This window comes from Cutibacterium namnetense (assembly GCF_001642025.1).
GTDB lineage: Bacteria > Actinomycetota > Actinomycetes > Propionibacteriales > Propionibacteriaceae > Cutibacterium > Cutibacterium namnetense.
The window spans coordinates 116,839-139,178 of sequence record NZ_LWHO01000008.1; the positions used below are offsets into that span (position 1 = coordinate 116,839).

The following is a 22,340-nucleotide window of genomic DNA, read 5'->3' on the forward strand; positions in this document are numbered from 1 at the left end:
CGTCCACGCCCGGACGCGGCCAATGATCTGCCCAGACCGGATCGACATGTCCCACGAGCCATGCCCGACGGCAGGATCGTGCACCCGAACTGAGCGCTTGAACTCACACTCCCACATACCGCTGATACCTTCGACTGCGCGTGAGGCACTGACGCCCCGCGCCCACCGAGAGGTGGCTCGTCCACATGACGGAGCCGTCCATGCGCAAAGCCGAGCATCGCCATTCCGTGTCCAGGACGGTGGCCGCACTGACCGCAGCCACCTGTGCCTTGACCTCCCTTGTCGCCACACCTCATACAGCTGCGGCGACGCCGCCGTCACAGGCGCCGAGGGCGACGCCATCGGTGCCTTACACTTTCCCAGGCAACGATGGCAGACCCCACAAGGTCACTTGGGACAAGCACTCGTTCACCATCGACGGCACCCGGTTATCGATCTGGTCCGGAGAGCTGCACTACTGGCGCCTCCCCTCCCAACAAGCGTGGCGCGACGTCATGCGTAAGGCCCGCGCAAACGGCTTCAACGCCATCTCGTTGTATTTCTTCTGGGGACTGCACCAGGAGTCCATCAACGGCAAGTTCGACTTCTCCGGCATCAAGGACATCGACAAGCTACTCACCATCGCTGAAGAAGAGGGTCTGTACGTCATCGCCCGACCCGGCCCCTACATCAACGCCGAAGTCTCCATGGGCGGTCTGCCCGCCACCATGAGCAACCAGCCCGGGCCACTGCGTGGCACCGCAAACCTCGCGCGCTCGAAACAGTGGCTGCACGCCTTCGACACCATCGCCCGCAAGCACCAGGTGACGACCGGCGGCGGTTCCCTGCTCATGTACCAGGTCGAGAACGAGCTACTCGACGAGAGCTCCGACCGATCCACCTTCCTCAAAGCACTGACGCGCTACGTCAGGGCCGACGGCATCACAGTCCCGCTGTTCACCAACGACTACTCCATGGCCGGACACTTCTCCGACACCTCAAAATACGGCACCGACTTCTACGCCTACGACTCCTACCCACTGGGTTTCACATGCAACGGCAAACGCAACGCCCTGAGCGACCATGAAGCCGAGTTCCGGGCGATGGCCCCCGCCACCCCTCAATTCATTACCGAAGCCCAGGGCGGAGCCTTCACCCCGTGGGGAGCTCCCTTTACCCCCGCCACCTGCGCCACGTTCGCCGATCCCGCATTCACCCGACAATGGGGCGTCTCCACCATCGGCAATGGCGTCACGGCATTCAACTACTACATGCTCGAGGGCGGGACGAACTGGGGATGGACAGGAGCCCCCGCTTCCGGCTTCACCTCCTACGACTACGGTGCCGCCCTCAACGAAGAACGCACCCTCACCGACAAAGTCGCGGTGCAAAAAGAGATCGGTTACTTCCAGCGCGCCCTGCCATGGCTGGCAGCCACCAATCCGGTGAACGCCCCCGAGCCCACAGACGTCAAGGGCTCCCCCGTCCACGCGTACCAGCGCACTATCAATGGAACCGGGCCACGCTTCATCGGCTTCCGGTTGGGCGACTCCAACGCGACGACCGACACCACTTTCACCACCCCGCTCGATCTTGACTCCGACGGCTCCGCCAACCGTCAGCACGTCGTCGACGACCGGGATCCCGCTATCTCGTACCAGGGTTCGTGGGTGCGACGCAGCGATCCCGGCGCCTCGGGCAGAACTGTGACGGTCTCGTCGCGCAAGGGGGACACGGCAACCTTCGCTTTCAACGGCACCGGTATCTCTGTCGTCTCCGGCACCGGCACCAATCACGGCATGGTCTCCCTTCGCATCGACGACGGCGCCCCGGTCGAAGCGACCGGTCACGTCGACTCCGACCAAAATCGCCCTGCCCAGAAAGTACTCCACGATTTCACCGGCTTGTCCGGCGGGCACCACACCCTCACCGTCACCAATCTCGGCAAGGCGGCGCAGGGCGGGACGGGCACCATCGTCAGCCTCGACGCCCTGCACGTCACCGACGGCTCAGCGGCGAACGCCCCCGGCAAGAAGGCCTCGGCCCGGCAGTGGGACCGTATCCCGCAGGACACCTCCACGACCCTCCGTCTGCACGGCCGTGACACTCTCATGATGGCCGCCGATTTCCCCATCGGCAAACACCACGTGCTCTACACCACCTCCCAGCCATTCGGTGCCCCGGTCGTCACCTCCGGACGCGGCACCGTCGAATACCTCGTCGGTCACCGCGGCGACTCCGGTGAGACCGTCCTGCAGTTCAAGGCAGGACCTTCCAAGCCCACGGTTCGCGGCTCCGGCATACGGACTGTCTGGAATGCGACCACCGGTCAGCTCCGCCTCAACTACACCCACACCGGCACCCCGCTCGACATCCGCGTCGGTGAGGGCAACGACGCCTTGACCTTGCGCGTCATCGATCGTCAGAGCGCCCGCACCACCTGGCAACTCGAGAGCACCCGGAACGGTCACACGGTGCACACCGACGTCGAGGGCGCCTACCTCGCTGGCCAGGCCGTCACGAACGGCAGCACCGTCGCCCTGACCGGCCAGATGACCAAGCCCGGTACCGTCTCCGTCATCCCGGATGCCGCCATCACCTCGGCAAGCTGGAACGGCCAGACTCTGCCACGCCTCACCGACGCTCCAGTACCCGGCCCGGCCGCCGTTTCTGCCCCCACCCTGCACTGGGTCTCCAAGGCAGGGGCCCCGGAGGCCGCCAAAGGCTACGACGACTCGACGTGGAAGGTGGCCAGCGCCACCACAGGACGCACACCATGGCAGAAGCCGACGCTCGGCGGCACTGCCCTGGACTCGAACCTCCTCGGTTTCCACGAGGGTTCGGTCTGGTACCGCGCTCATTTCACCGCAGGTACGACACGTACGCTCAAGCTCAACGCCAACGGCGCTCAGGGCGCACCCAAGCCCAGTGGCGTCGACCCAGCCTCCATGCAGGTCTGGATCAACGGCACCTACGCCGGTGCTTATCGCGCGATCGGAAACACGACGAGCATCGAGCTCCCCTCCTCGGTCAAGGCCGGTGATCCGGTCGTCCTCGCCGTCGTCGTCCACAACCTCGGCCAGAACCTCGACTGGTCCGATAACGGGTTGTCGCGTCAGTCCCGCGGCCTCAATTCCGCCAGTCTGCCTGCGAAGGGGGCGGTCACCTGGCGGGTTCGTGGTGCCCTGAGCACCGAGCAGACCGGCGACACCGCTCGGACGATGTACAACAACGGTGGCCTATATGGCGAGCGCGCCGGATGGTATCTGCCAGGCATGCCCGACAAGGACTGGTCGACAGCCACGACGATGACCGCCGACCATCCAGGTATTCGCTGGTACCGCTCCACCTTCAACCTGGCGGTGCCCACCGGTCAGGACACCACCTTCCAGGTGGTCGTCAAGCCTTCCGGCAACGGCAGGGGCCCCGCAGGGGTGGGCGCCGACCATTCTCAGGCAACGATTTTCGTCAACGGCTGGAACACCGGCGTCTACGTCGGTGACGTCGGACCACAGACCCGCTTCGTCATCCCCGCCGGGTTCATCGACCCTCACGGTCCAAACACCATCGCTGTCGCCGTGGCTGCCAAGGAGGCAGGTTCCGGTCCTACGTCGATCACCGTCGAGCCGACCCATTCAGTCACCGGCTCCCTCGTCGGGGCCCTCAACAAGGCACCGGCTTACAGCCCACGGACGCCCGACCCCACCACAGGTGCCGTGCCGTCCTTGGTGCCACTGCCCGCCTCCCTCAAGGTCGACGGGGGCGCACCCTTCACCCTCAAAGACTCCACCGTCATCGTCGCCAAAGGTCAGGCCAGCGACAGCGCCAAGTTCCTGGCAGCGATCCTGCGTCGCTCCACCGGTTTCCCCCTGCCAATCGTCCCGAGTAGCAGCGGTCACGACTCGTTCATCAGCCTGACCGTCGACCCACACACCAGAATCGGCACGTACACCCGACAGGAAGAGGCATACTCGCTCGTCTCACGGACCGGATCTATCGCCGCCCGGGCTGTGACGGACCATGGTCTCTTCGACGCCGTCCAGACGATCCGACAGCTCTTCCCGCCGCTCATCGAGTCCACCCGGCCCATGATGCGGTCATGGACGGCCCCAGCCGTCACGATCACCGACGCCCCACGGTTCAGTTACCGCAGTGTCCAGCTTGATCCGGCACGTTCCTTCCTGACCGTTGCCGAGGTCAAGAAAGAACTCGACGTCATGGCAGCCCACAAGATGTCGGTATTGCACATGCACCTGGCCGACGACCAGGGCTGGCGAATCCAAATCACCAACAAGGGCCGCAAGCCCGGTGACGTCCTCGACTACACACGACTCACCTCGGTGTCGGGGCACACCGCAATGGACACCCAGGAACACGGTTACCGCGACGAGCTGGGCCGCACCGGGTTCTACACTCAGCAGCAGTACCGCAGCATCGTCGCCTATGCCGCCGCTCGACACATTATGGTGGTCCCCGAGATTGACTCGCCGGCCCATTCCAACGCAATGTTGCACGCCTTCCCCGAACTCAACAGTGCTAACTCGCATCCGGAGGCTACGGTTTACGGGACAGTGCCGCAGAACGGCACCAGCGCCGTCGGGTACTCCTCCTTGGACGTCGACAATCCCAAAACCTGGACGGCTCTCGCGCACATCTTCGGGCAGATCGCCCAAATGACCCCTGGCCCGTATCTCCACGTCGGCGCCGACGAATCCCACTCGACCCCACACGACCAGTACGTCAGATTCGTCACCCGGGTGGTCAACCTCGTCCATGGCCTCGGCAAAAAGCCGGTTGGCTGGAACGAGTACTCCATCGGCGGTGTGACCGCGGGCGACGCCATCCAGTACTGGGTCGGTGATACCGAGAACACCCGTCGCGCCGTCAGGGAGAGGGGAGCCAAACTCATCATCTCGAAGAGCGACGCCGCCTATCTGGACCAGAAGTACACTCCCGACACCGCGATCGGTCTTGTCTGGGCCTCAAACGGCCACGGTGGGCTGCGCACCTACTACGACTGGGATCCTGCGAGTGTCATCCCTAAAACCACCGACAATGACATCCTCGGGTTAGAGGGACCGCAGTGGTCGGAGACCATTCGCAATGGCAGCCAGTCACAGTATCTGGCTTTCCCCCGCGCCCTCGCCCATGCCGAGATCGGCTGGACACCGCAGTCGCGCAGATCGGTCGGCGGCTTCCTCAACCGTATGGCCGACGACGGTGCACGCCTGCTGGCCATGCAGTCGAACTTCTACGACACCCCTGAGGTTAGATGGGCCAGCGATGCTGCCGGCACCCCGAGCGTCACCGCACCGGGTCGCCGCAGTGAGGTCACCCTCGCAACCCTGGCAGCGCCAGGAACGAAGGCCTCCCCGGACGGCTCGTCGGTGACCGCCGACTCCACCGCGGACGCCGATGGCACGTCCGCCTCGACGATCACGGGTTGCCTCACCGCAACCGTCGACCTGGGAGCCGAAGGTGGCGTCCAGAAGGTACGGTTCGTCGACCAGCATCGGCGTGGTCTGCTAACCGCAGGAGGGCGGTATGACCTGCGCATCTGGCACACCTGGAGCCACACCGGCACCTTCCCGATCACGGTGAACCTGTCGGACGGACGGGTCCTGGCCACCTCGGTGACGGTTCGCGACGCAGTCCCGGCACAACCCACCGGCCCTGTCGTAGACCCCTGTGACAAACCGACTGTCTCCTTCCCCTCCGGCAGCTCTGTCCGCGACGACTCACGACTCGGCGTCTCGTTCACGCACCTGACACCGAACACGTGGGTCGACGTCCTCATCGATGGCACCAGGATCGGCACGGTGCACACGGACGCCTCCGGTTCGGGCACCCAGGATGTCCCCATTGCCTATCAGACCCCCAGCGGAGGGCACCTGCTGCGCATCGCTGGACCCGACGGACGTTTCGTGGAGAAGGTGTTCACGGTCACGTCCAAGACGCCGCCGTTCCCCAACGCCATCACGCACGGAGTCACCGCTAAGGCTTCCAGTGAGGCAAGCAACGAGACCGCTCCCAATGGCCGAGCTGCGGCCGCCGTTGACGGTAATCCGGACACGTTCTGGCACTCTCGCTGGCAGGCACCCGTTGCGACCTATCCGCACACCTTGACCGTCGACCTCGGTCACGAATACGCATTGTCGGCGATGAGGTGGGTCTCCCGCCAGGGCAATCCCAACGGCCGAGTCAAGACCCTCGTCCTGGAGTTCTCAACCAACGGTTCCCATTGGACCGGCAGACAACCAGTCACTTTGCCCTCTAGCTCTTACCCGACGATCGTCAGCCTCCCGATACCGGCGGACGCACGGTACGTGCGAATCACGATGACCTCACCTCAGGACGCCTCCCAGCCCTTAGCGGCGATCGGTGAGGTGACCTTCGGCGGCCTCGCGAACGGCCATGCTGATCAGCCCGGGCACGAGCCGACGGCGCACACGTGGACCCCGCCGGCTCACTGTAAAGCGACCCCCGAACCTTCTCCCACGGGGCGCTAGAGACGAGGGCTCCTTTCATGATGCACGCGTAACCAGCGGTGTCCACATTTGACCGGGGTGCCCGGGGCGGGCCTCGCATCACCCTCGAATCTCAGCGCCGCGACCCCCATTACCAGTACGGTGAATAGACGGGCCGGAACCTCAGTAACGGTCCTAGAACCACGGAACGGCGTATTGATCGACCGGCGGGTCCGCTCTACATCGCTTCGTGGTGTACTGTCCGCCACCGGAAGGGGCTGCCACAATGGCCGCCAACACCCCGCTCACGAACACCACCAGCTTGACGCCCGACACACGATCCGCGTCGGCACCGATCTCTGCCGAATCCAGACGATTCCTCCGCCACGTCACAGCGGCCACCGCTTTCGGCGGCGGGCTCGACGGCTTCGACTTGGGCGTCATCAGCGTCGTCATTTTGCACATCAATCAAGATCTCGGGCTCACTGCCGCCATGGAGGGTCTCGTCGGTGCTGCGAGCCTGCTGGGCATTTTCATCGGTGCCCCGCTCTTCGGCTACCTCACCGATAAGTTCGGGCGCCGCAAGATGTTCCTCGTCGACATTATTGCTTTCATCGCTATCGGCGTCGGGCAGGCCTTCGCTATGAGTGGAGTCTCGCTAGCGATTCTCAGATTCCTATTAGGCATGGCCATCGGTGCCGAGTACTCAATCGGAGCACCGATGCTTTCAGAGTTCGTTCCGGCTCGGGAACGCGGATCGAAGCTAGCCTTCCTCGAACTGTGCTGGCGCATCGGCTTCCTCATCGCTGTCTTACTGGGGTACGCGCTGCTGTGGTCCGGGGTGTCATGGAAGGTCATCTTGGCCACTTCAGTCGTCCCAGCCCTCATTGTGCTAGGCCTGCGAATTGGTCTCCCGGAATCCCCGCGTTGGTTGCTGCGTCACGGCCACGAGGCCGAAGCGCGTGCGATCGTCGAAAAGCACATGGGTCCGGCGTTTTTCGCCGCTGAGAAGCTCGGCGAGGAGTCGGTGGACGGAGACGGTTACCGCAAACTGTTCCGCAAGGGTCAACGGCGGCGCACGGTCTTCGTCTGTATTTTCTGGACGTGCATCGTTACCCCATATTTCGCGATCTTCACCTACGCCCCGAGGGTGCTGGAATCCCTCAATGTGAAGTCTCAAGCTGGCGGCACAATGCTCTCTAACACCATTGGCGTCGTTGGCGCGGCCATCGGCCTACTGGCGATCGATCGCATCGGCCGCCGGCGCATGCTCATCGGGCCGTTCTGGGTGCAGACTGCAGTTCTTCTCGTTGTTGGGCTGTGGACCACCGCGCCGTCGTGGGTGCTGGTAGTGGGCTTGGCGCTCTTCGCCTTGGTCAACTCCTACAGCGACATTCTTACTGCGGTGTACCCCGCGGAGATCTTCGACACCGACATCCGATCCAGTGGTGTGGGGTTCGGGTCAGCAGTCAGCCGCATCGGTGCCTTCCTCGGCACCTACCTGCTACCCATTGGCATGGGGACAATCGGAATCAAGTGGTGCATGGTCATCGCGGCAAGCCTATGCGTCGTTGGCGCTGTGACCGGCCAAATGATGGCACCTGAGACCATGCACCGTCCCCTGACGAAGACAGCAACCGGAGAGTTGTCTCAGGCCTGATCCCGGACCGGCCAGTTAGGCCGACAGCCCGAATGGCCGGTACATCCAGCTCGGGATTCCCGCTCCCGTCAGCCAGGACTTCCATACGGTGGCGATGACGATCGGGGCCAGAGCGACAGTGGTATCAATGCTGTTGAGCCGGGTGCGGTCGAGCACCTCGGTGACGGGGACAAAGGCGACGCTGCCCGCGGTGTTACCTGGGCGCGAAGCGCAGACGTCGAGCTCCTTGCCCTGGTGTATCACCCGGAGCCAGCTGTGTCCGGTGTGGTACCACGGGTGGTGTTCTAGGCGGACCCGTGCGGCATGAACTGGACGAACCTGAAACCCGAGCTGCTCAAGTATCTGTCCCAGCACCATGTTGTATTGACCCGAATGGCCATGGCCAGCCTCTAGCGAGGCTGCGGGGCTGAGCCACAGGTGCCAACACGAATAGTGGGTGTACATCCGATAGACGAGACCGGTGGCCTCGTTAACCAGATCCCAACCCGTCTTCCCGGACGCCCGGCAAGCAGCGACAACGTCGTCGACGGTGTGCATAGATCGCTGGGCCGGCTCCGGACCGGGGGCCGCCAGGATGACGGGGGTGATGGCAGCCGCCACGCCGGCCAGCACAAGTGGGATCTTCTTCATCACTGCTCCTGGGAGTCGTCGATCGGGGCGAGGGGGTCGTGGGTGTATCGCCGCGCGTTGCGCCGGTCCTCGAAACGCTGCTTCCAGTAGGGCCGGGCACCGGGAGTCGCAGCGAGCTCGGAATGGATCGCCAGCATGGCCTCCACACTGGCGTCCCAGGTGAACTGCTCAGCTCGCCGTCGCGCCGCGTCCCGCAGTTCTGGGCCAAGTCTGGCCGCCAGGCGTTGGGTGGCGTCGGCCAGGCCCTCGGCGTCGGGGCTGCCGGCCTCCCCACTCGTCACGTCGACGATCTCGTGGGCGCCACCCCGGTTCGCGGTAACGACTGGGGTGCCGCAGGCGAGAGCCTCTAGGGAAGCTAGCCCGAAAGTTTCTGCGGGACACACCGACATTGAGATATCGGCTGCGGCGAAACGTCGGGCGACTTCTTCGCGTCCCTCGACGAAGCCGTTGAAGAAGACCGCAGCGTCACCAGCCTGCTGTTTCATAGCCTCAGCATCTGGGCCAACCCCGTACATGTCGAGGCGCACGGGGATCCCGCGTCGGTGCAATTCGACTGCGGCCGCGACGGCCAGCTGGGGACTTTTCTCGTGGCTCATCCGACCGATGTAGCACAGCCGTAAGATGCCGTCGGGGCGCGGAGTTGGCAGACCTAGTTCACGCTTGTCGGGGTTGAAGGTCTCTAGGTCGACGCCGAGGGGCACCTTGACGAGGCGGGCGCCGGTGTCGGCGAATTCACCTGCGGAGTAATCGGAGGTGACGACGACGACGTCGAAAGACTTGGAGAGACGACGGTTGAGGGCGGCAACGGCAGCTGCGACGCCGAACTGTCGGCGAACCCACATGGTGAGCATGTCGTCAAGCCGTTCGTGACTGAACAGCACCGATCCGATGCCGCGACGTGACGCCCAGCCGGACGCCGGAGTAAGGGTCCACTTGTCAGAGGACTCGATGGAGGTGGGATGGAAGCGGTCAAGGATGTCAAGAGCTCGCCAGGGCGTAGCGATCATGCGGTAACCCGCGGAGACACGCGGCGCGGCAATCTCGACGGTGATGCCGGATTCTGATTCGGTGATGCGGTCTTTGGGGCCTGGTATCACCAGGATTCGTTCGTGACCGGCCGCGACGTAACCCTTTCCGAGAGCGTCGATAGCCACCTTCATACCGCCGGACACAGGGCCGACAAAATTGGCGAGCTGAGCGATACGAAGGGTCGTCACCCGTCTAGCCTATGTGGTGATCGTGAGCTTTCGACACTAGGGGTTAGGCTGGCAGCCCCGCAGGCATAACAAACGCCGGCTCCCTTAGGGGAACCGGCGTTCTGTGAAGGAGGATCAGGCCTCAGACTTCTCCTCAGCCTCCGCGGCCTCCTGCTCGTCGGCCACGGGGGCCTGCGCAGCGGCGTTCTCGGCCGGAGCGTTGTGCTCAGTGGCAGCCTCACCGTCGGAAGCTTCGGGTTCGGCGTCCTTGGCCTCGGTAGCGGCGTTGATCTGCGCCTTAGCGTCAGCAGCGCTAGCCGGAGCCTTCGGAGCGACGTTGTCCGTAACGACCTCAATGACGGCCATGGGAGCGTTGTCGCCCTTGCGATTGCCGATGCGAGTGACACGGGTGTAGCCGCCGTCACGACCCTCCATGAGGGGGCCGATCTCGGTAAAGAGGATGTGCACGATACCGCGGTCGGTAATCGTGCGGTTCACGAAACGGCGGTTAGCGACGGTGTCGGTCTTAGCCCGGTTGATGAGCTTCTCGGCCAGCGGGCGAACGCGCTTGGCTTTCGTGACGGTGGTCACGACGTGGCCATGCTCGAACAGCTGGCTGGCCAGGTTGCGCAGGATGATGCGCTCGTGGGCCGGGGATCCGCCAAGGCGGGGGCCCTTTGTGGGCTTCGGCATTGTTTTCTCCTTGTGTGTCGGTGTGGCGGGCAGGTGGACCCGCCGCGGTCCGGCTGAGGGAGGACGGGTGTCCTCCCCTCCCCTTCCCCATCATGTGACGGGTGGGGGTGTGGCCAGGGTCCACCCCCCTGGCCTCCCCTCCGAAGAGAGGAAAATCTTGAGTTGTCACGGTGCCGGGGTCGTCCCTCGCAACCTTTCCCCACTAGGTCAACCCCAAACACAACCAACAGCACACCTGCGACTACAACAAAGAGCCAACCCACACGGGGGATGCAAGGGGGTCGCCCCCCTTGCCCTTAAACGATCAGTACTCCTCAGTCTCCGCGTAATCGTCGTCGTTGGCCTCGTCATAGGCCTCAGCTGCGGCGAGCGGGTCAAACCCCGGAGCCGAGTCTTTGAGGGCCAGACCAAGCTCGGTGAGCTTTTCCTTGACTTCGTCGATCGACTTGGATCCGAAGTTCCGGATGGCCAGTAGGTCCTGCTCAGACCGCGAGACGAGTTCTCCAACGGTATGGATGCCCTCACGCTTGAGGCAGTTGTAGGAGCGAACGGTGAGGTTGAGCTCCTCGACCGGGGTGCTCAGGCTCTCGGCGTACTCTTCGTCAACTGGGCCGGCACCGATCTCAATACCCTCAGCTTCAGCGTTGAGATCGCGGGTCAGTCCGAACAGCTCGACGAGGGTCTTGCCAGCGGAGGCAACGGCGTCGCGAGGGAGGATGGACGGCTTGGTTTCGACGTCAACGACGAGCTTGTCGAAGTCAGTGCGCTGCTCGACTCGGGTGGCCTCGACCTTGTAAGTGACTTTGAGGACTGGGGAGTAAATCGAGTCGACGGCGATGCGACCGATCTCGCCGTTCGGATCGTCGTTGAGGGCACTGGAAACGTAGCCGCGACCACGCTCGACGATGAGTTCCATCTCGAATCGGCCATCGTCATTGAGGGTCGCGATGTGCAACTCCGGATTGTGGATGGTCACGCCCGCCGGCGGGTTGATGTCGGCAGCGGTGATTTCACCAGCACCGGACTTACGCAGGTACATGGCAACTGGCTCGTCCTCCTCCGAGGAGAGCACAAGGCCCTTGAGGTTCAAAATGATCTCGGTGACGTCCTCGACGCAACCCTCGATAGTCGAGAACTCGTGCTGAACTCCCTCGATCTTGATGCTCGTCACAGAGGCGCCTGGAATGGACGACAGCAGAGTACGACGCAGCGAGTTGCCGATGGTGTATCCGAAGCCCGGCTCCAGAGGCTCGATAACGAACTTCGAGCGGAACTCGGAGATGGACTCCTCGGTAAGAGTGGGGCGCTGTGCAATGAGCATATTTTTTCTACCTTTCGCGCCAACCGCTATATGAAGGCGCAGAGGGGGACAAGATGACGGGGGTTCCCGCCGCGATATTTGATTGTGAGGGGGTGGCGGCCCCGGAAACCGCGAACCGCCACGTCGAGGGTCGCCCCTCGCGATCCCCCAGAACTGACGGGGGTTGCGAGGGGCTTGCCTACATCACTTCGAGTAGAGCTCGACGATAGCCTGCTCGTTGACGTCGATGACGATCTGGTCACGAGCGGGCAGCTGGTGGACGAGAATGCGTCCCTTATTGGGGCGAACCTCGAGCCATGCCGGGATATCGCGGGTCTCGAAGGTCTCGCGAGCGACGACGATCGGGTGGAGGTCCTTAGACTTCTCACGAACGTCGATGATGTCGTGGGTGCTCACCCGGTAGGAAGGAATGTTGACCTTCTTGCCGTTGACCAGGAAGTGACCGTGGCTGACCATCTGTCGAGCCTGACGACGGGTAGCAGCAAGGCCGGCGCGGTACACAACGTTGTCGAGACGCGACTCAAGGATCTGCAGCAGGACGTCACCAGTTTTACCCTGGGCACGGTCTGCTTCCTCGTAGTAACGACGGAACTGCTTCTCCAAGACGCCGTAGGCGTAACGCGCCTTCTGCTTCTCACGCAGCTGCAGCGAGTACTCGGAGTCCTTGGTGCGACCGCGTCCGTGGACACCCGGGGGGTACGGGCGACGCTCGAAGGACTTGTCGTTGCCGACAAGGTCAGTCCCGAGGCGACGGGACTTCTTGGTAAGGGGGCCGGTGTAACGGGCCATTGTATATCAGTCCTTTGCTCTCGGAGTGGGTCAGACGCGGCGGCGCTTCGGCGGGCGGCATCCGTTGTGCGGAACGGGGGTGACATCGGAGATCGGACCGATCTCCAAGCCGACGGCCCCGAGGGAACGGATGGCGGTCTCACGGCCGGAGCCAGGACCCTTGACGAAAACGTCAACCCGCTTCATGCCATGCTCCATGGCGCGACGGCCAGCGGCCTCAGCAGCCATCTGGGCGGCGAACGGGGTGGACTTACGGGAGCCCTTGAAGCCGACGGTGCCGGCCGAGGCCCACGAGATCACCGCACCCGAGGGGTCAGTGATAGCGATGATGGTGTTGTTGAACGTGCTCTTGATGTGCGCCTGACCGGCGACGACGTTCTTCTTCTCCTTGCGGCGCACCTTGGTCTTGGGTGCACCCTTGTGGCCTGCAGTAGCCATGTGATGTCTCTCCTGAAATCAGTGTGATCTGCGCGTCAATGACGGTTGGTGAGTGCCCGGTAGGCGATGACTCACTTGGCCTTCTTCTTAGCGACGGCCTTTCTCTTACCCTTGCGGGTACGGGCGTTGGTGCGGGTGCGCTGACCACGAACCGGGAGTCCGCTGCGGTGACGACGGCCCTGGTACGTGCCGATCTCGATCTTACGGCGGATGTCGGCAGCCACCTCACGGCGAAGGTCTCCCTCGACGTGGTAGCTGGCTTCAATGTGGTCACGCAATGCCACCAGCTGATCATCGGTCAGCTCGTGGACGCGCAGGTCACCGCTGATTCCGGTGGCCTTCAGGGTCTCGGTGGCGCGGGTGCGGCCGATTCCGTAGATGTAGGTCAGGGCGACCTCGAGGCGCTTGTCGCGCGGCAGGTCGACTCCGATGAGGCGTGCCATGTGGCATCCCTTTCTTATTCCTTCGACCCGTATCGCTCGGGCCGCGAAGGTGTCCGGCGTGGAGCGCCCTCGTCATTCCTGTGAACGATGGACAGTGTCTGACTGTCCGACGAGGCCCCGGCCTTCGTCCGGGGGTAGTGGCCCGAATCCGTGCTCGATGGTTTCGAGCGGGGTTTCGGGACGTGCTTCCACGGTGTCCCGAGCATTGCCCGGGAGGTCTGCACCAGCGTGTGCAGCCAGTGCGTTTTCAATTGTGGAATTCATTTGTTCACCGCTCCCACCTGGGTGGTGGGCCTGACGGTGGACCTCAGGGGTCGAACCCCTGCATTCCTGCTGACCGTCACGATGACGATCTGCGATCCCGTCGCGGCGTGGGCTCAGCCCTGACGCTGCTTGTGGCGCGGGTTATCGCAGATGACCATCACGCGGCCGTGGCGACGAATGACCTTGCACTTATCGCAGATCTTCTTGACGCTCGGCTGAACCTTCATGAGATTCTCTTTCGCGTAACGGTCCCCTAGTGGGAACCTGGGTGGTGCGCCGCTAAGCGCTTGGCAGTGAGCCGCAGCTCACTTATGGCGGTAGACGATCCGGCCGCGGGTGAGATCGTAGGGCGATAGCTCGACGACGACACGGTCTGACGGCAGGATTCGGATGTAGTGCTGACGCATCTTGCCGCTGATCGTGGCAAGAACGCGGTGCCCATTCTTGAGTTCGACACGGAACATGGCGTTGGGCAATGCTTCAACGACAGTTCCCTCTAGCTCGAGTGCTCCCTCTTTCTTGGCCATTACATCCCATCTGTCCGCTACCCACACCCCCTGCGGGCGTGGTTGTGGCCCCGCACACACGGAGCCAACACGTAACGATACCTTTTCGGTCGCACCATCCCAAATTGACGACTGTCGGGAGTGTCAATGACCCTCGACGACGCGGTAGCCCAATACCCATCCGCGGGAGTCCGCAACATTGATCCAGAACCCCCGACAGATCAGCCTCAGTCGAGAGGCCCGAACGCCACTCCGCGCTTCTGGAGCTCAGCTTGACCGCCGTCGGGCTCCGACAACACCCACAGCCCATCACTCGTTACGGCGACCGTGTTCTCCCAGTGGCTAGCCCACGAGCCATCCACCGTAACAACGGTCCACTCATCGTCCAGGGTTGCGGCGTCCTCCGTGCCGAGGGTGGCCATCGGCTCGATGCACAACACCATGCCCTCAACGATCTTCGGGCCACGCCCAGCCCGCCCCCAGTTGGGAACATCCGGATCCATGTGCATCTCGGTACCGATACCGTGGCCGGTGTACTCACGAATGATGCCGTAATCACGGTCGTGGGATTCCAGTGATGCCTGAACCGCTGCGGAAATGTCACCAATGCGGGCTCCAGGCGCGACCTTGGCGATACCGGCCCACATCGATTCCCGGGTCACCTCGGATAGGACCCGCGCTTCCTCGCTGACCTCTCCCACCAGAACAGTCCGGGCGGCATCTCCGTGCCACCCATCAACGATGGCTCCATAGTCGATGGAGACGATGTCGCCTTCTTCAAGCTCACGTTCGCCGGGGATGCCATGGACGATCGTCTCGTTGGGGCTTACACAGGCAACACCCGGGTAGGGCGGCAAACCCCAATCGCCCCCGTAGTTGAGAAAGTTGGATCCAGCACCGTGCTGCTTAAGGACTTTCCGACCAGCATTATCAATGTCGGCAGTGGTGGCCCCGGGCACGGCAACCGCGCTCATGGCTTCCAGCCCCTCGGCGACGACGAGGCCGGCTCGCCGCATCGTGCGGATCTGGTCGGGTGTCTTGATCTGGAATCGGTTGCGACCCAACACGTCAGTTCTTCGAATCGAGTGTGGCGAAGATACGCTGGCGCACCTCGTCGATCTCGCCGACTCCGTCCACTGGGGCGAGGATACCGGCCGAACGATAGTGCTCGAGCAGCGGCTCTGTCTGGGAAGAGTAGACCTTCATCCGGTTGCGGATGGTCTCCTCATTGTCATCAGTACGCCCCTCGATCTCAGCTCGCTTCAGCAGACGCTGGGTAAGCAACTCGGGATCAACGTCAAGGCTGATGACGGCGTCGAGTTGCTGACCATGCTCCTTGAGGTAGGCATCGAGAGCCTCAACCTGGTGCATATTGCGGGGGTAGCCGTCAAGCAGGAAACCGCTAGCGGCATCGTCCTCGTTGAGCCGATCAACAACGATCGCATCGGTCAATTCGTCGGGCACGAGGTCTCCGGCGTCCATGATGGCCTTGACCTTCTTGCCCAGCTCGGTGCCGTTCTTGATATTGGTACGGAACATATCGCCGGTGGAAATCGCGGGCACACGGTAGTGCTCGGCGATAGCGGTGGCCTGAGTTCCCTTGCCTGCGCCTGGGGCGCCCATGATCAACAATCTCATGATGACAGGAATCCTTCGTAGTGTCGTTGCTGCAACTTGCTTTCGACCTGTTTCACGGTGTCCAACGCCACACCCACGATAATGAGGATGCTCGTACCTCCAAAGGGGAAGTTCTGGTTCGCATGGAGGTAGACGAACGCGAGTGTCGGGATCATCGAAATGAGGCCCAAGTATAAGGACCCAGGTGCCGTCAGCCTCGAGAGCACATAGGCCAGGTAGTCCTCGGTGGGCTTCCCGGCTCGGATGCCAGGAATAAAACCACCGTACTTCTTCATGTTGTCACTCATTTCGACTGGGTCGAAAGTGATGGCCACATAGAAGTAGCAGAAGAAGATAATCAGTAGGAAATAGACAATGTTGTACACCGGGTGGTCGCCACGCGTGAAGTAGTGGCCAATCCACTTGGCCGCGGACGTCTGCGGCCGGAAGGTTGCGTAGAGCACCGGCAGGTACAGAATCGACGAAGCGAAGATTACCGGGATAACGCCGGATTGGTTCACTTTGAGCGGAATGTACGTCGTCGAGCCACCAAACATCCGGCGTCCCACCATCCGTTTGGCGTACTGCACCGGGATGCGTCGCTGACCCTGCTCAATAAATACGACCGCAGCCATAACGGCTAGACCAATCGCGATCACCAGGCTGAAAATGAACCAGGCGTGAGCCTGACCGGCACCATTTCGAGCGACCTTGATGGCCCACAGCGAGTCAGGGAAGCGCGCCGCGATCTGGGTGAAAATCATGATCGACATACCGTTGCCGATACCGCGGTCGGTGACGAGCTCACCCATCCACATGACGATGGTCGTACCGGCCGTCATCGTCAGGATCATGACGACGACCTCGAAGACCGAGGTCGAGTAGACAACCGGCAAGCTGCAGGTGAACAGGCGGCCGGAGGTGGCAAGCGTGACGAAGGCCGTTGCCTGCAGCAGGCCAAGCACCAGGGTGAGGTAACGGGTGTACTGGGTGATCTTGTTCTGGCCGGAGGCACCCTCCTTCTTGAGGGTTTCCAGCTTCGGGATCACGACAGTCAGCAACTGCAGGATGATCGACGCCGTGATGTAGGGCATGATGCCGAGGGCGAAGATCGCCAACTTCAGCAAGGCACCACCGGAGAACAAGCTGATCATCGAGTACAAACCGGCTGAAGAGCCGGAACTTGCCTGGGTGACACAGGTGTTGATGTTCGACACGTTGACGTTCGGGACGGGGATGACGGACCCGAGCCGGAAAACCGCCAGGATGAACAACGTGAACAGGATCTTGCGGCGAAGATCCGGTGTTCGGAACGCATTGGCGAAGGCGGAAAGCATCCGGGCCCTCTCCCATCTCGTGGACTACTGACTAGGCAGATCCAACCCCCAATGACGCGCTGCAGGCAAACGCCTGGGGGCATGGACACAGCGGGGGTAGTCTATCAACTCACGCGGGTAATACCCACGTCGCCGTCCATCGTCACCTATCTGACCCCCTCTGGAGCGCCATGAGACCGCCGATCATCATCTCCTCGCATCGAGGGCGAATCGGTGTCGGGATCGTCGTGGCGGTGATCATCGTGCTGACGGTCCTGAACCTCATCAGGTCTGGCCTCGCCGGATTGACGCATCTGCCGACGCTGCTGCTCTTCGTGTGGCTGCTGTGGATCATCTGGGGTATAGCCGAGGTCCGGATCGACGACGATGGGGTGATCATCATCAACCAGTTCCGCATTTGGAATGTGCCCTGGTGTCGGATCACCGACACAACGGGACGTTGGGGCCTGTCCCTTACCGCTGAGCGCCGTCCGAACGCCGAAGGAATGCGCGAGTCGAGGACGATCTCGGCGTGGGCCGCCCCGGCTCGTGGCGCAGCAACCGCAATGAAAGGCAGCGCCGACCACATCCCCCAGATCATCATCGGTTCTGAGGCGCCAATGAGGTGGTCCCTTGACTCTCATTCGACAGCTCGTCTTATCGAGATGGAGCGGATCGAGCGTCACCCATCTAGTGCGGTCGCTTCCACGGAAGGCCACCAGGACGCAGGTTCAGGCACAAAGCCCTATGACAGTGAGATCCGCGTGCGCCCCAATTGGATGACGATCTGTGTCACTGTAGTGCTCATCGCAGCCGCCATCATCGTCTGAAGCCCCACCTGCGACGATTGCCTACCGCTGCCGATGAATCGCCGGTGTGGCTCGGTTGCAATACCCCTGAATGCTCAGGGCGAGCATCCCAGGCACCGTCACTGGATCACCTCGCCAATCCCAGTCGCCTGGACATCACGCTTTTTGGCGCGCGTGTTCATCAGATCGAGTGCAAACGCACACATGGAGCCAACTAGCGCCACCACAAGAGTAATCATGAAGATCTGGTGATATCCCACATAGGCATTTCCGCGATGCTTTTCAACTATTCTTGCGGTAAGTGGGTTAGCCCAGAAGATCGAGGCATACACCAAGAACGATCCCACTGCCATCGCGGACCCATTGATGTGCTCGGGAAGGTTCAATTCAGCGACTGGTGCCAAGAGCACAGCCTTGCCCATAAAGATACCGAGTGCCATGACCATTAGCAGGATCATGGCTGGCCACATCATCCCGTCACCGACTGGCAATAGCCGCACTGCCAAGGTACCGACCGCAGTGATCAGCAACGCGATACCCATCATTCTGGTCGATGACTTGAACAGGTAGTCAGCGAGTACCCCGGCCACTAGCCCGGAAATGATCCCCAACAGTCCAGTATTGAAGATACCGAAGGCGCCGGCCATGGCATCAGAAGCCTTGAATACCAGTGAGAGGTAGGGTGCAGACGAGTAGATGAGGTTGACGTAGCACCAGTAAACGCACAATCCAGCCAAGCCGGCTAGCCACACCCGGGGTTTTATCAGCACTGCCACTAGACCCTTCAGCGCCTCCATGTTCGCTGATTCCCCCTTGTCCACGGCATCACCCGCCACGGCATTCTTAGGTACCCAGCGCAGCAACGCGAAGATGAGCGGCACAAGAACGAGGGTGTAGGCGATCGCGAATCCGCGCATCACCGCCGTGGTATGACCAGACCACAGCGCCAAGGCACCAATCACCACGACGTTCATCAGAAACTCAACACCGCGGCGAATTGACTCCAGCAGGCCCATCGCCAAGCCCCGACCCTTCTTGTCCGCGTCTTCGGACATGAAGGCGACGCCATTGACTACGGCTGGCCATCCAATGGCGTCCCACACACCCCACGATGCCGCGATGACAATCATGACGTCGAAGGACAGGTGGGGAATGGAGAACAGGATGAGACCAGTGCCGAGGCGCCAGGCACACCACGTGCAGAGAATCGAACGAACCGTAAAACGGTTGTTGATCCAGCCGCCCGGCACATAGAGGAACATCGCGATGCCGAGCCACCCCATCAGGATGCCGAATTGGTCGATCCCGATCCCGAGTGTCTTCGTAAGCGGGACGATAAGTGACCCTTTGAAAGCCTCGAATGCCGAATAGGTCAACTGGCCCGCCAGCACGACTGTAAGGAACGGCACCGCTCTCGCGCCTCGCAAGAATACTGGAAGTCGGCGATGTCTTCCCGATTCAGATACGCTCGGGTCAATTAAGGGAATAGTTGTCTCCATGGTTTCCACTTTTCAGCGTGCCCCGACAGCGCCGGCCAGCAGGTCTGGGACGTCGGATATCACTGCGTCGACTCCCCAATTGAACAATTGATTCGCGCGATCAGCCCGGTTGACCGTCCACGCATTGACTCGGAAACCGGCCTCCTTAAACCGCGCAACACTCCGCTCAGTCAGTGCAGAATCCTCAGGATGGATGTAGGTAGCTCCCACCAACTCCAGCATGGAACGCCAATCGTCGTAGAGCGCCGCCGTCTCATACAGGCATGCCACGTCCCATTGCGGAGCCGCTTCCTTAAACTTGGACAACAGCACGTGGTTGAACGAACTCACAATCACCTGACGTCCAGGCTTGAGTCTCTCGAGTTCTGCGATGATGGAATCCCGTAACTGGAGTGAACTGCGAGCTCCCTCCTCATTCGACTTAATTTCGATATTGGCGTTGAGACCAGTCTCGTTCATGAAGTCGATGAGATCCGTCAACCGCGGCAATGGCTCCCCGGCGAACTGAGACGAGAACCATCTGCCAGCGTCAATGGTGGGTAGGTCTGAGGCGGTCAACTCGTTGTAACGGCCGCGACAATTCGTGGTCCGATCCAAGGAGCTGTCATGAATGAGTACCGCGGTGCCGTCACCAATGACGTCAACGTCGGTCTCGATCCACTCGATACCGGCTTCCACAGCCGCCCGGAAAGCTGCCATCGTATTCTCAGGCGCACGAGAACTCAATCCTCGGTGCGCAATGACTCGTCGAGTAGACATCTAGGGTCTCCTTGCGTGCAACAGTTGTGCCGTCGTCGGCGGCATAACCGTAGCAGAACCTTGCAAAAACACCGTGCCGGGAAAACATTCCCGGCACGGCTCTCAGCTCAGATACGACAGTGTCACTTCTGGAAGCCGATATCCTCTGCGTGCACAGTTTGGAAGGTGGCGGCACCGAAGTTTGCCAGATTCTTCGGAACAGCGGTGAAGGAGATGCGTCGGTATAGCGGCAAGGTTGTGGCGTCATCCCAGATAATCTTGTCAGCCCGGTTAGTCAGTTCGCGACGCTTCGAGGCATCAGATTCGGCATCGATTTTCGCAAGGAGTTTCTCAACCTCTGGATCAAGAAGTTGAGAGAAGTTGGACTGCGAGGGCTGCTTGGAGTCTGCAGCCGGAGCGCCATATATCTGACGGGCGTTGATCGTCGGGTACGGGGTGCCGTTCCAGGCGAAGGCAATAACGTCGAAAGAATGACTGCTCAAGGTCTGAGGCAAGGACTCACTCGGAGTCTTGACTAGGTTGACCTTCACGCCGATCTGGGCCATATCCTGCTTAAATAGCGCGCCCTCATTCTCGGAGGTAGGGACGCCGGGCAGCTGGGCATAACTAATGGTGAGGGTCTGACCATCCTTGACGCGATGGTCACCGCGCATCTTCCAACCAGCCTTGTCTAGGCTCTTCTTAGCGGCTTCCGGGTCATACTTATAGTCCGCAGAGTTGTCCTGGTATCCGGCCTGGCCTGGCATAAAGAAATGGTTGCCAAGCATGAGGGTGTCGGAGTTCACCGGCATGCCAGCAAGGTCAGATTTGGCGATCGCGGGCCGATTGATGCCCTTGACGATAGCCTGACGTACCTTCTTGTCAGACAACATCGCCGACTGAGTATTGAAAGTGAACTGACGCCACTGCAGCGAACCCGCCTGCCGCATCTCCACGTCTGGACGCTTCTTAGCAGTCTGGTAGCCACTCTTGGTGATGATGTTCGAGGCGACGTCGATCTCCTTGTTAGCAACAGCTTTAGCCTTGGCAGCGTCTGCCATCACCTTGAACGTGACGGCATCGAGCTTCGATTTATCGCCCCACCATTTGTCGTTGCGCTTGACCGTCAGAGTTTTGGACGCCTGGTCAACCCCGGTGGGGACGAAGGGGCCAGCAAACCACTCCGGGTTCGGCTTCTTCCAACCAGAGTTGAAGGTGTCAGGATCGCAGACACCCTCCTTCGGCAGCACCGTATTCAGGGTTGCCGCCCAGTCGGGGTAGGTGGTCTTGAAGGTCAGGACAACGTCGGTGTCCTTGTCGCCCTTGTCCACCGAGGAGATCTGGTTAAAGCCTTCGGTGCTGGTCGGCAGGAATCCGGGAGCGGACCCGCTATTCGCCTTCCAGGTAGCCTGGTAATCGGTGTAGTCAATGGTGCGACCCGAGTTCCACTTAGCTTTCGGGTTGAGGTGCAGGGTCACGATCTGCTTGCCGCCCTTGGTCTCCACATCCGTCGAGGAGATGTAGTTCGGGTTCGGCTTCGGGGTGCCGTCTTCGGTGATATCGAAGTTGGTGACACCCACGAATCGCCATATCGTCGTGGCCAAGTCAGTGGTGCTGCCGTTCTCGTTCATGGGGTTCCACCCTGTCGGCAACTGCGCGACGGCCAGACGCAGCGTACCTCCGTCTTTGAGTTGATCCCGATCAACCGCATTGAGCTGAGCCATGGGGGCCGACTCCGATGTCACCCCTGACTGGCTACTTCCGCCAGACTGGTTCTTCTGTCCGCACCCGGTGAGTGCCGTAGCCGACACGGCCAGCACTACTACCGAGGTCACGATCGCCTTGTGCAAGTTGTCCTCCAGCGAAGTGGATGGCAGGACGCTCCTGTCATCATCCGGCTTGTGTGCCGCAAACCGAACATCACACGTTACGAAACCACTATGCCGATCATCAAACCACCCCAGCAGGACAATTC

At 61.6% G+C, this 22,340-nt stretch carries 19 protein-coding genes; 3 read left to right on the forward strand and 16 right to left on the reverse strand.

Translation table 11 applies throughout. The features are described from left to right. Positions 1-103: 103 nt before the first annotated feature. Positions 104-289, reverse strand: a complete 186-nt coding sequence (locus A5483_RS12165; protein ID WP_082864033.1) for a hypothetical protein — start codon at positions 287-289, stop codon at positions 104-106. Between A5483_RS12165 and A5483_RS11525 the strand changes: the two genes are divergently transcribed. Together A5483_RS11525 and A5483_RS08700 are read left to right on the forward strand one after the other, a co-directional pair. Continuing rightward, entirely contained in the window at positions 201-6,488 is a 6,288-nt protein-coding gene (locus A5483_RS11525) for a beta-galactosidase (RefSeq protein ID WP_241497701.1), read from the forward strand. The two genes, A5483_RS12165 and A5483_RS11525, sit on opposite strands and share 89 nt — an antisense overlap. Positions 6,489-6,732: 244 nt before the next feature. Then, positions 6,733-8,106 (forward strand): MFS transporter, encoded by a 1,374-nt coding sequence (locus A5483_RS08700; protein WP_193790468.1) that lies wholly within the window; start codon positions 6,733-6,735, stop codon positions 8,104-8,106. A gap of 15 nt (positions 8,107-8,121) precedes the next feature. Here the strand turns inward: A5483_RS08700 and A5483_RS12250 are convergent, their stop codons facing one another. The 12 genes from A5483_RS12250 to secY all read right to left on the reverse strand — a co-directional run bounded on the left by A5483_RS12250 (position 8,122) and on the right by secY (position 17,340). Then, positions 8,122-8,736, reverse strand: coding sequence for a hypothetical protein (locus A5483_RS12250; protein WP_003866458.1), 615 nt, complete (start codon positions 8,734-8,736; stop codon positions 8,122-8,124). Further along, positions 8,736-9,953 carry a glycosyltransferase gene (locus tag A5483_RS08710; RefSeq protein ID WP_002549884.1) on the reverse strand — a complete coding sequence of 406 codons (1,218 nt, stop codon included), beginning with the start codon at positions 9,951-9,953 and terminating at the stop codon, positions 8,736-8,738. Before A5483_RS08710 ends, A5483_RS12250 begins: the two co-directional genes overlap by 1 nt. A gap of 114 nt (positions 9,954-10,067) precedes the next feature. Next, the gene (rplQ, locus tag A5483_RS08715; RefSeq protein WP_002549908.1) at positions 10,068-10,625 is read right to left on the reverse strand and encodes a 50S ribosomal protein L17; all 558 of its coding nucleotides are present in this window, start codon (positions 10,623-10,625) and stop codon (positions 10,068-10,070) included. A gap of 304 nt (positions 10,626-10,929) precedes the next feature. After that, a complete protein-coding gene (locus A5483_RS08720; RefSeq protein ID WP_063811596.1) occupies positions 10,930-11,946 on the reverse strand; it encodes a DNA-directed RNA polymerase subunit alpha in 1,017 nt (338 codons plus the stop codon). A gap of 183 nt (positions 11,947-12,129) precedes the next feature. Further along, positions 12,130-12,735: a 30S ribosomal protein S4 gene (rpsD, locus tag A5483_RS08725; RefSeq protein WP_003866478.1), complete on the reverse strand. Its 606-nt coding sequence runs from the start codon at positions 12,733-12,735 to the stop codon at positions 12,130-12,132. A gap of 30 nt (positions 12,736-12,765) precedes the next feature. After that, the gene (gene rpsK, locus A5483_RS08730; RefSeq protein ID WP_002514833.1) at positions 12,766-13,173 is read right to left on the reverse strand and encodes a 30S ribosomal protein S11; all 408 of its coding nucleotides are present in this window, start codon (positions 13,171-13,173) and stop codon (positions 12,766-12,768) included. Positions 13,174-13,244: 71 nt separating this feature from the next. Continuing rightward, positions 13,245-13,616 (reverse strand): 30S ribosomal protein S13, encoded by a 372-nt coding sequence (rpsM, locus tag A5483_RS08735; protein WP_002549911.1) that lies wholly within the window; start codon positions 13,614-13,616, stop codon positions 13,245-13,247. A 377-nt stretch (positions 13,617-13,993) separates the two neighbouring features. Beyond that, positions 13,994-14,107: a 50S ribosomal protein L36 gene (gene rpmJ / locus A5483_RS08745; protein ID WP_002514836.1), complete on the reverse strand. Its 114-nt coding sequence runs from the start codon at positions 14,105-14,107 to the stop codon at positions 13,994-13,996. A gap of 78 nt (positions 14,108-14,185) precedes the next feature. Beyond that, entirely contained in the window at positions 14,186-14,407 is a 222-nt protein-coding gene (gene infA / locus A5483_RS08750; protein WP_002514837.1) for a translation initiation factor IF-1, read from the reverse strand. Between the two features lie 206 nt (positions 14,408-14,613). Next, the gene (gene map / locus A5483_RS08755) at positions 14,614-15,453 is read right to left on the reverse strand and encodes a type I methionyl aminopeptidase (protein WP_002549857.1); all 840 of its coding nucleotides are present in this window, start codon (positions 15,451-15,453) and stop codon (positions 14,614-14,616) included. A gap of 1 nt (position 15,454) precedes the next feature. After that, positions 15,455-16,024, reverse strand: coding sequence for an adenylate kinase (locus tag A5483_RS08760; RefSeq protein WP_002549926.1), 570 nt, complete (start codon positions 16,022-16,024; stop codon positions 15,455-15,457). Beyond that, positions 16,021-17,340: a preprotein translocase subunit SecY gene (gene secY, locus A5483_RS08765; protein WP_002549895.1), complete on the reverse strand. Its 1,320-nt coding sequence runs from the start codon at positions 17,338-17,340 to the stop codon at positions 16,021-16,023. Before secY ends, A5483_RS08760 begins: the two co-directional genes overlap by 4 nt. Before the next feature lie 170 nt (positions 17,341-17,510). Here secY and A5483_RS08770 point away from each other — a divergent pair, with 170 nt between their 5' ends. After that, the gene (locus A5483_RS08770) at positions 17,511-18,149 is read left to right on the forward strand and encodes a hypothetical protein (protein WP_063811598.1); all 639 of its coding nucleotides are present in this window, start codon (positions 17,511-17,513) and stop codon (positions 18,147-18,149) included. A gap of 98 nt (positions 18,150-18,247) precedes the next feature. Here the strand turns inward: A5483_RS08770 and A5483_RS08775 are convergent, their stop codons facing one another. From A5483_RS08775 to A5483_RS08785, 3 genes are all read right to left on the reverse strand, one after another. Continuing rightward, the gene (locus tag A5483_RS08775) at positions 18,248-19,627 is read right to left on the reverse strand and encodes an MFS transporter (RefSeq protein ID WP_052647617.1); all 1,380 of its coding nucleotides are present in this window, start codon (positions 19,625-19,627) and stop codon (positions 18,248-18,250) included. 12 nt (positions 19,628-19,639) lie between these two features. Continuing rightward, positions 19,640-20,326, reverse strand: a complete 687-nt coding sequence (locus tag A5483_RS08780) for a glycerophosphodiester phosphodiesterase family protein (protein ID WP_241497703.1) — start codon at positions 20,324-20,326, stop codon at positions 19,640-19,642. Positions 20,327-20,508: 182 nt separating this feature from the next. Then, positions 20,509-22,215, reverse strand: coding sequence for an ABC transporter family substrate-binding protein (locus A5483_RS08785; RefSeq protein ID WP_063811634.1), 1,707 nt, complete (start codon positions 22,213-22,215; stop codon positions 20,509-20,511). Positions 22,216-22,340 lie beyond the last annotated feature (125 nt).

What these genes read in the sequence shown, in the direction of transcription:
- rpsM (WP_002549911.1), bottom strand. Translation starts at nt 13,616, where the DNA reads ATGGCACGCCTCATCGGAGTCGACCTGCCGCGCGACAAGCGCCTCGAG.
- A5483_RS08770 (WP_063811598.1), top strand. Translation starts at nt 17,511, where the DNA reads ATGAGACCGCCGATCATCATCTCCTCGCATCGAGGGCGAATCGGTGTC.
- rpsD (WP_003866478.1), bottom strand. Translation starts at nt 12,735, where the DNA reads ATGGCCCGTTACACCGGCCCCCTTACCAAGAAGTCCCGTCGCCTCGGG.
- A5483_RS12250 (WP_003866458.1), bottom strand. Translation starts at nt 8,736, where the DNA reads ATGAAGAAGATCCCACTTGTGCTGGCCGGCGTGGCGGCTGCCATCACC.
- rpmJ (WP_002514836.1), bottom strand. Translation starts at nt 14,107, where the DNA reads ATGAAGGTTCAGCCGAGCGTCAAGAAGATCTGCGATAAGTGCAAGGTC.
- A5483_RS08775 (WP_052647617.1), bottom strand. Translation starts at nt 19,627, where the DNA reads ATGGAGACAACTATTCCCTTAATTGACCCGAGCGTATCTGAATCGGGA.
- A5483_RS08760 (WP_002549926.1), bottom strand. Translation starts at nt 16,024, where the DNA reads ATGAGATTGTTGATCATGGGCGCCCCAGGCGCAGGCAAGGGAACTCAG.
- infA (WP_002514837.1), bottom strand. Translation starts at nt 14,407, where the DNA reads ATGGCCAAGAAAGAGGGAGCACTCGAGCTAGAGGGAACTGTCGTTGAA.
- rplQ (WP_002549908.1), bottom strand. Translation starts at nt 10,625, where the DNA reads ATGCCGAAGCCCACAAAGGGCCCCCGCCTTGGCGGATCCCCGGCCCAC.
- A5483_RS08780 (WP_241497703.1), bottom strand. Translation starts at nt 20,326, where the DNA reads ATGGCAGCTTTCCGGGCGGCTGTGGAAGCCGGTATCGAGTGGATCGAG.
- secY (WP_002549895.1), bottom strand. Translation starts at nt 17,340, where the DNA reads ATGCTTTCCGCCTTCGCCAATGCGTTCCGAACACCGGATCTTCGCCGC.
- A5483_RS11525 (WP_241497701.1), top strand. Translation starts at nt 201, where the DNA reads ATGCGCAAAGCCGAGCATCGCCATTCCGTGTCCAGGACGGTGGCCGCA.
- A5483_RS08720 (WP_063811596.1), bottom strand. Translation starts at nt 11,946, where the DNA reads ATGCTCATTGCACAGCGCCCCACTCTTACCGAGGAGTCCATCTCCGAG.
- A5483_RS08700 (WP_193790468.1), top strand. Translation starts at nt 6,733, where the DNA reads ATGGCCGCCAACACCCCGCTCACGAACACCACCAGCTTGACGCCCGAC.
- rpsK (WP_002514833.1), bottom strand. Translation starts at nt 13,173, where the DNA reads ATGGCTACTGCAGGCCACAAGGGTGCACCCAAGACCAAGGTGCGCCGC.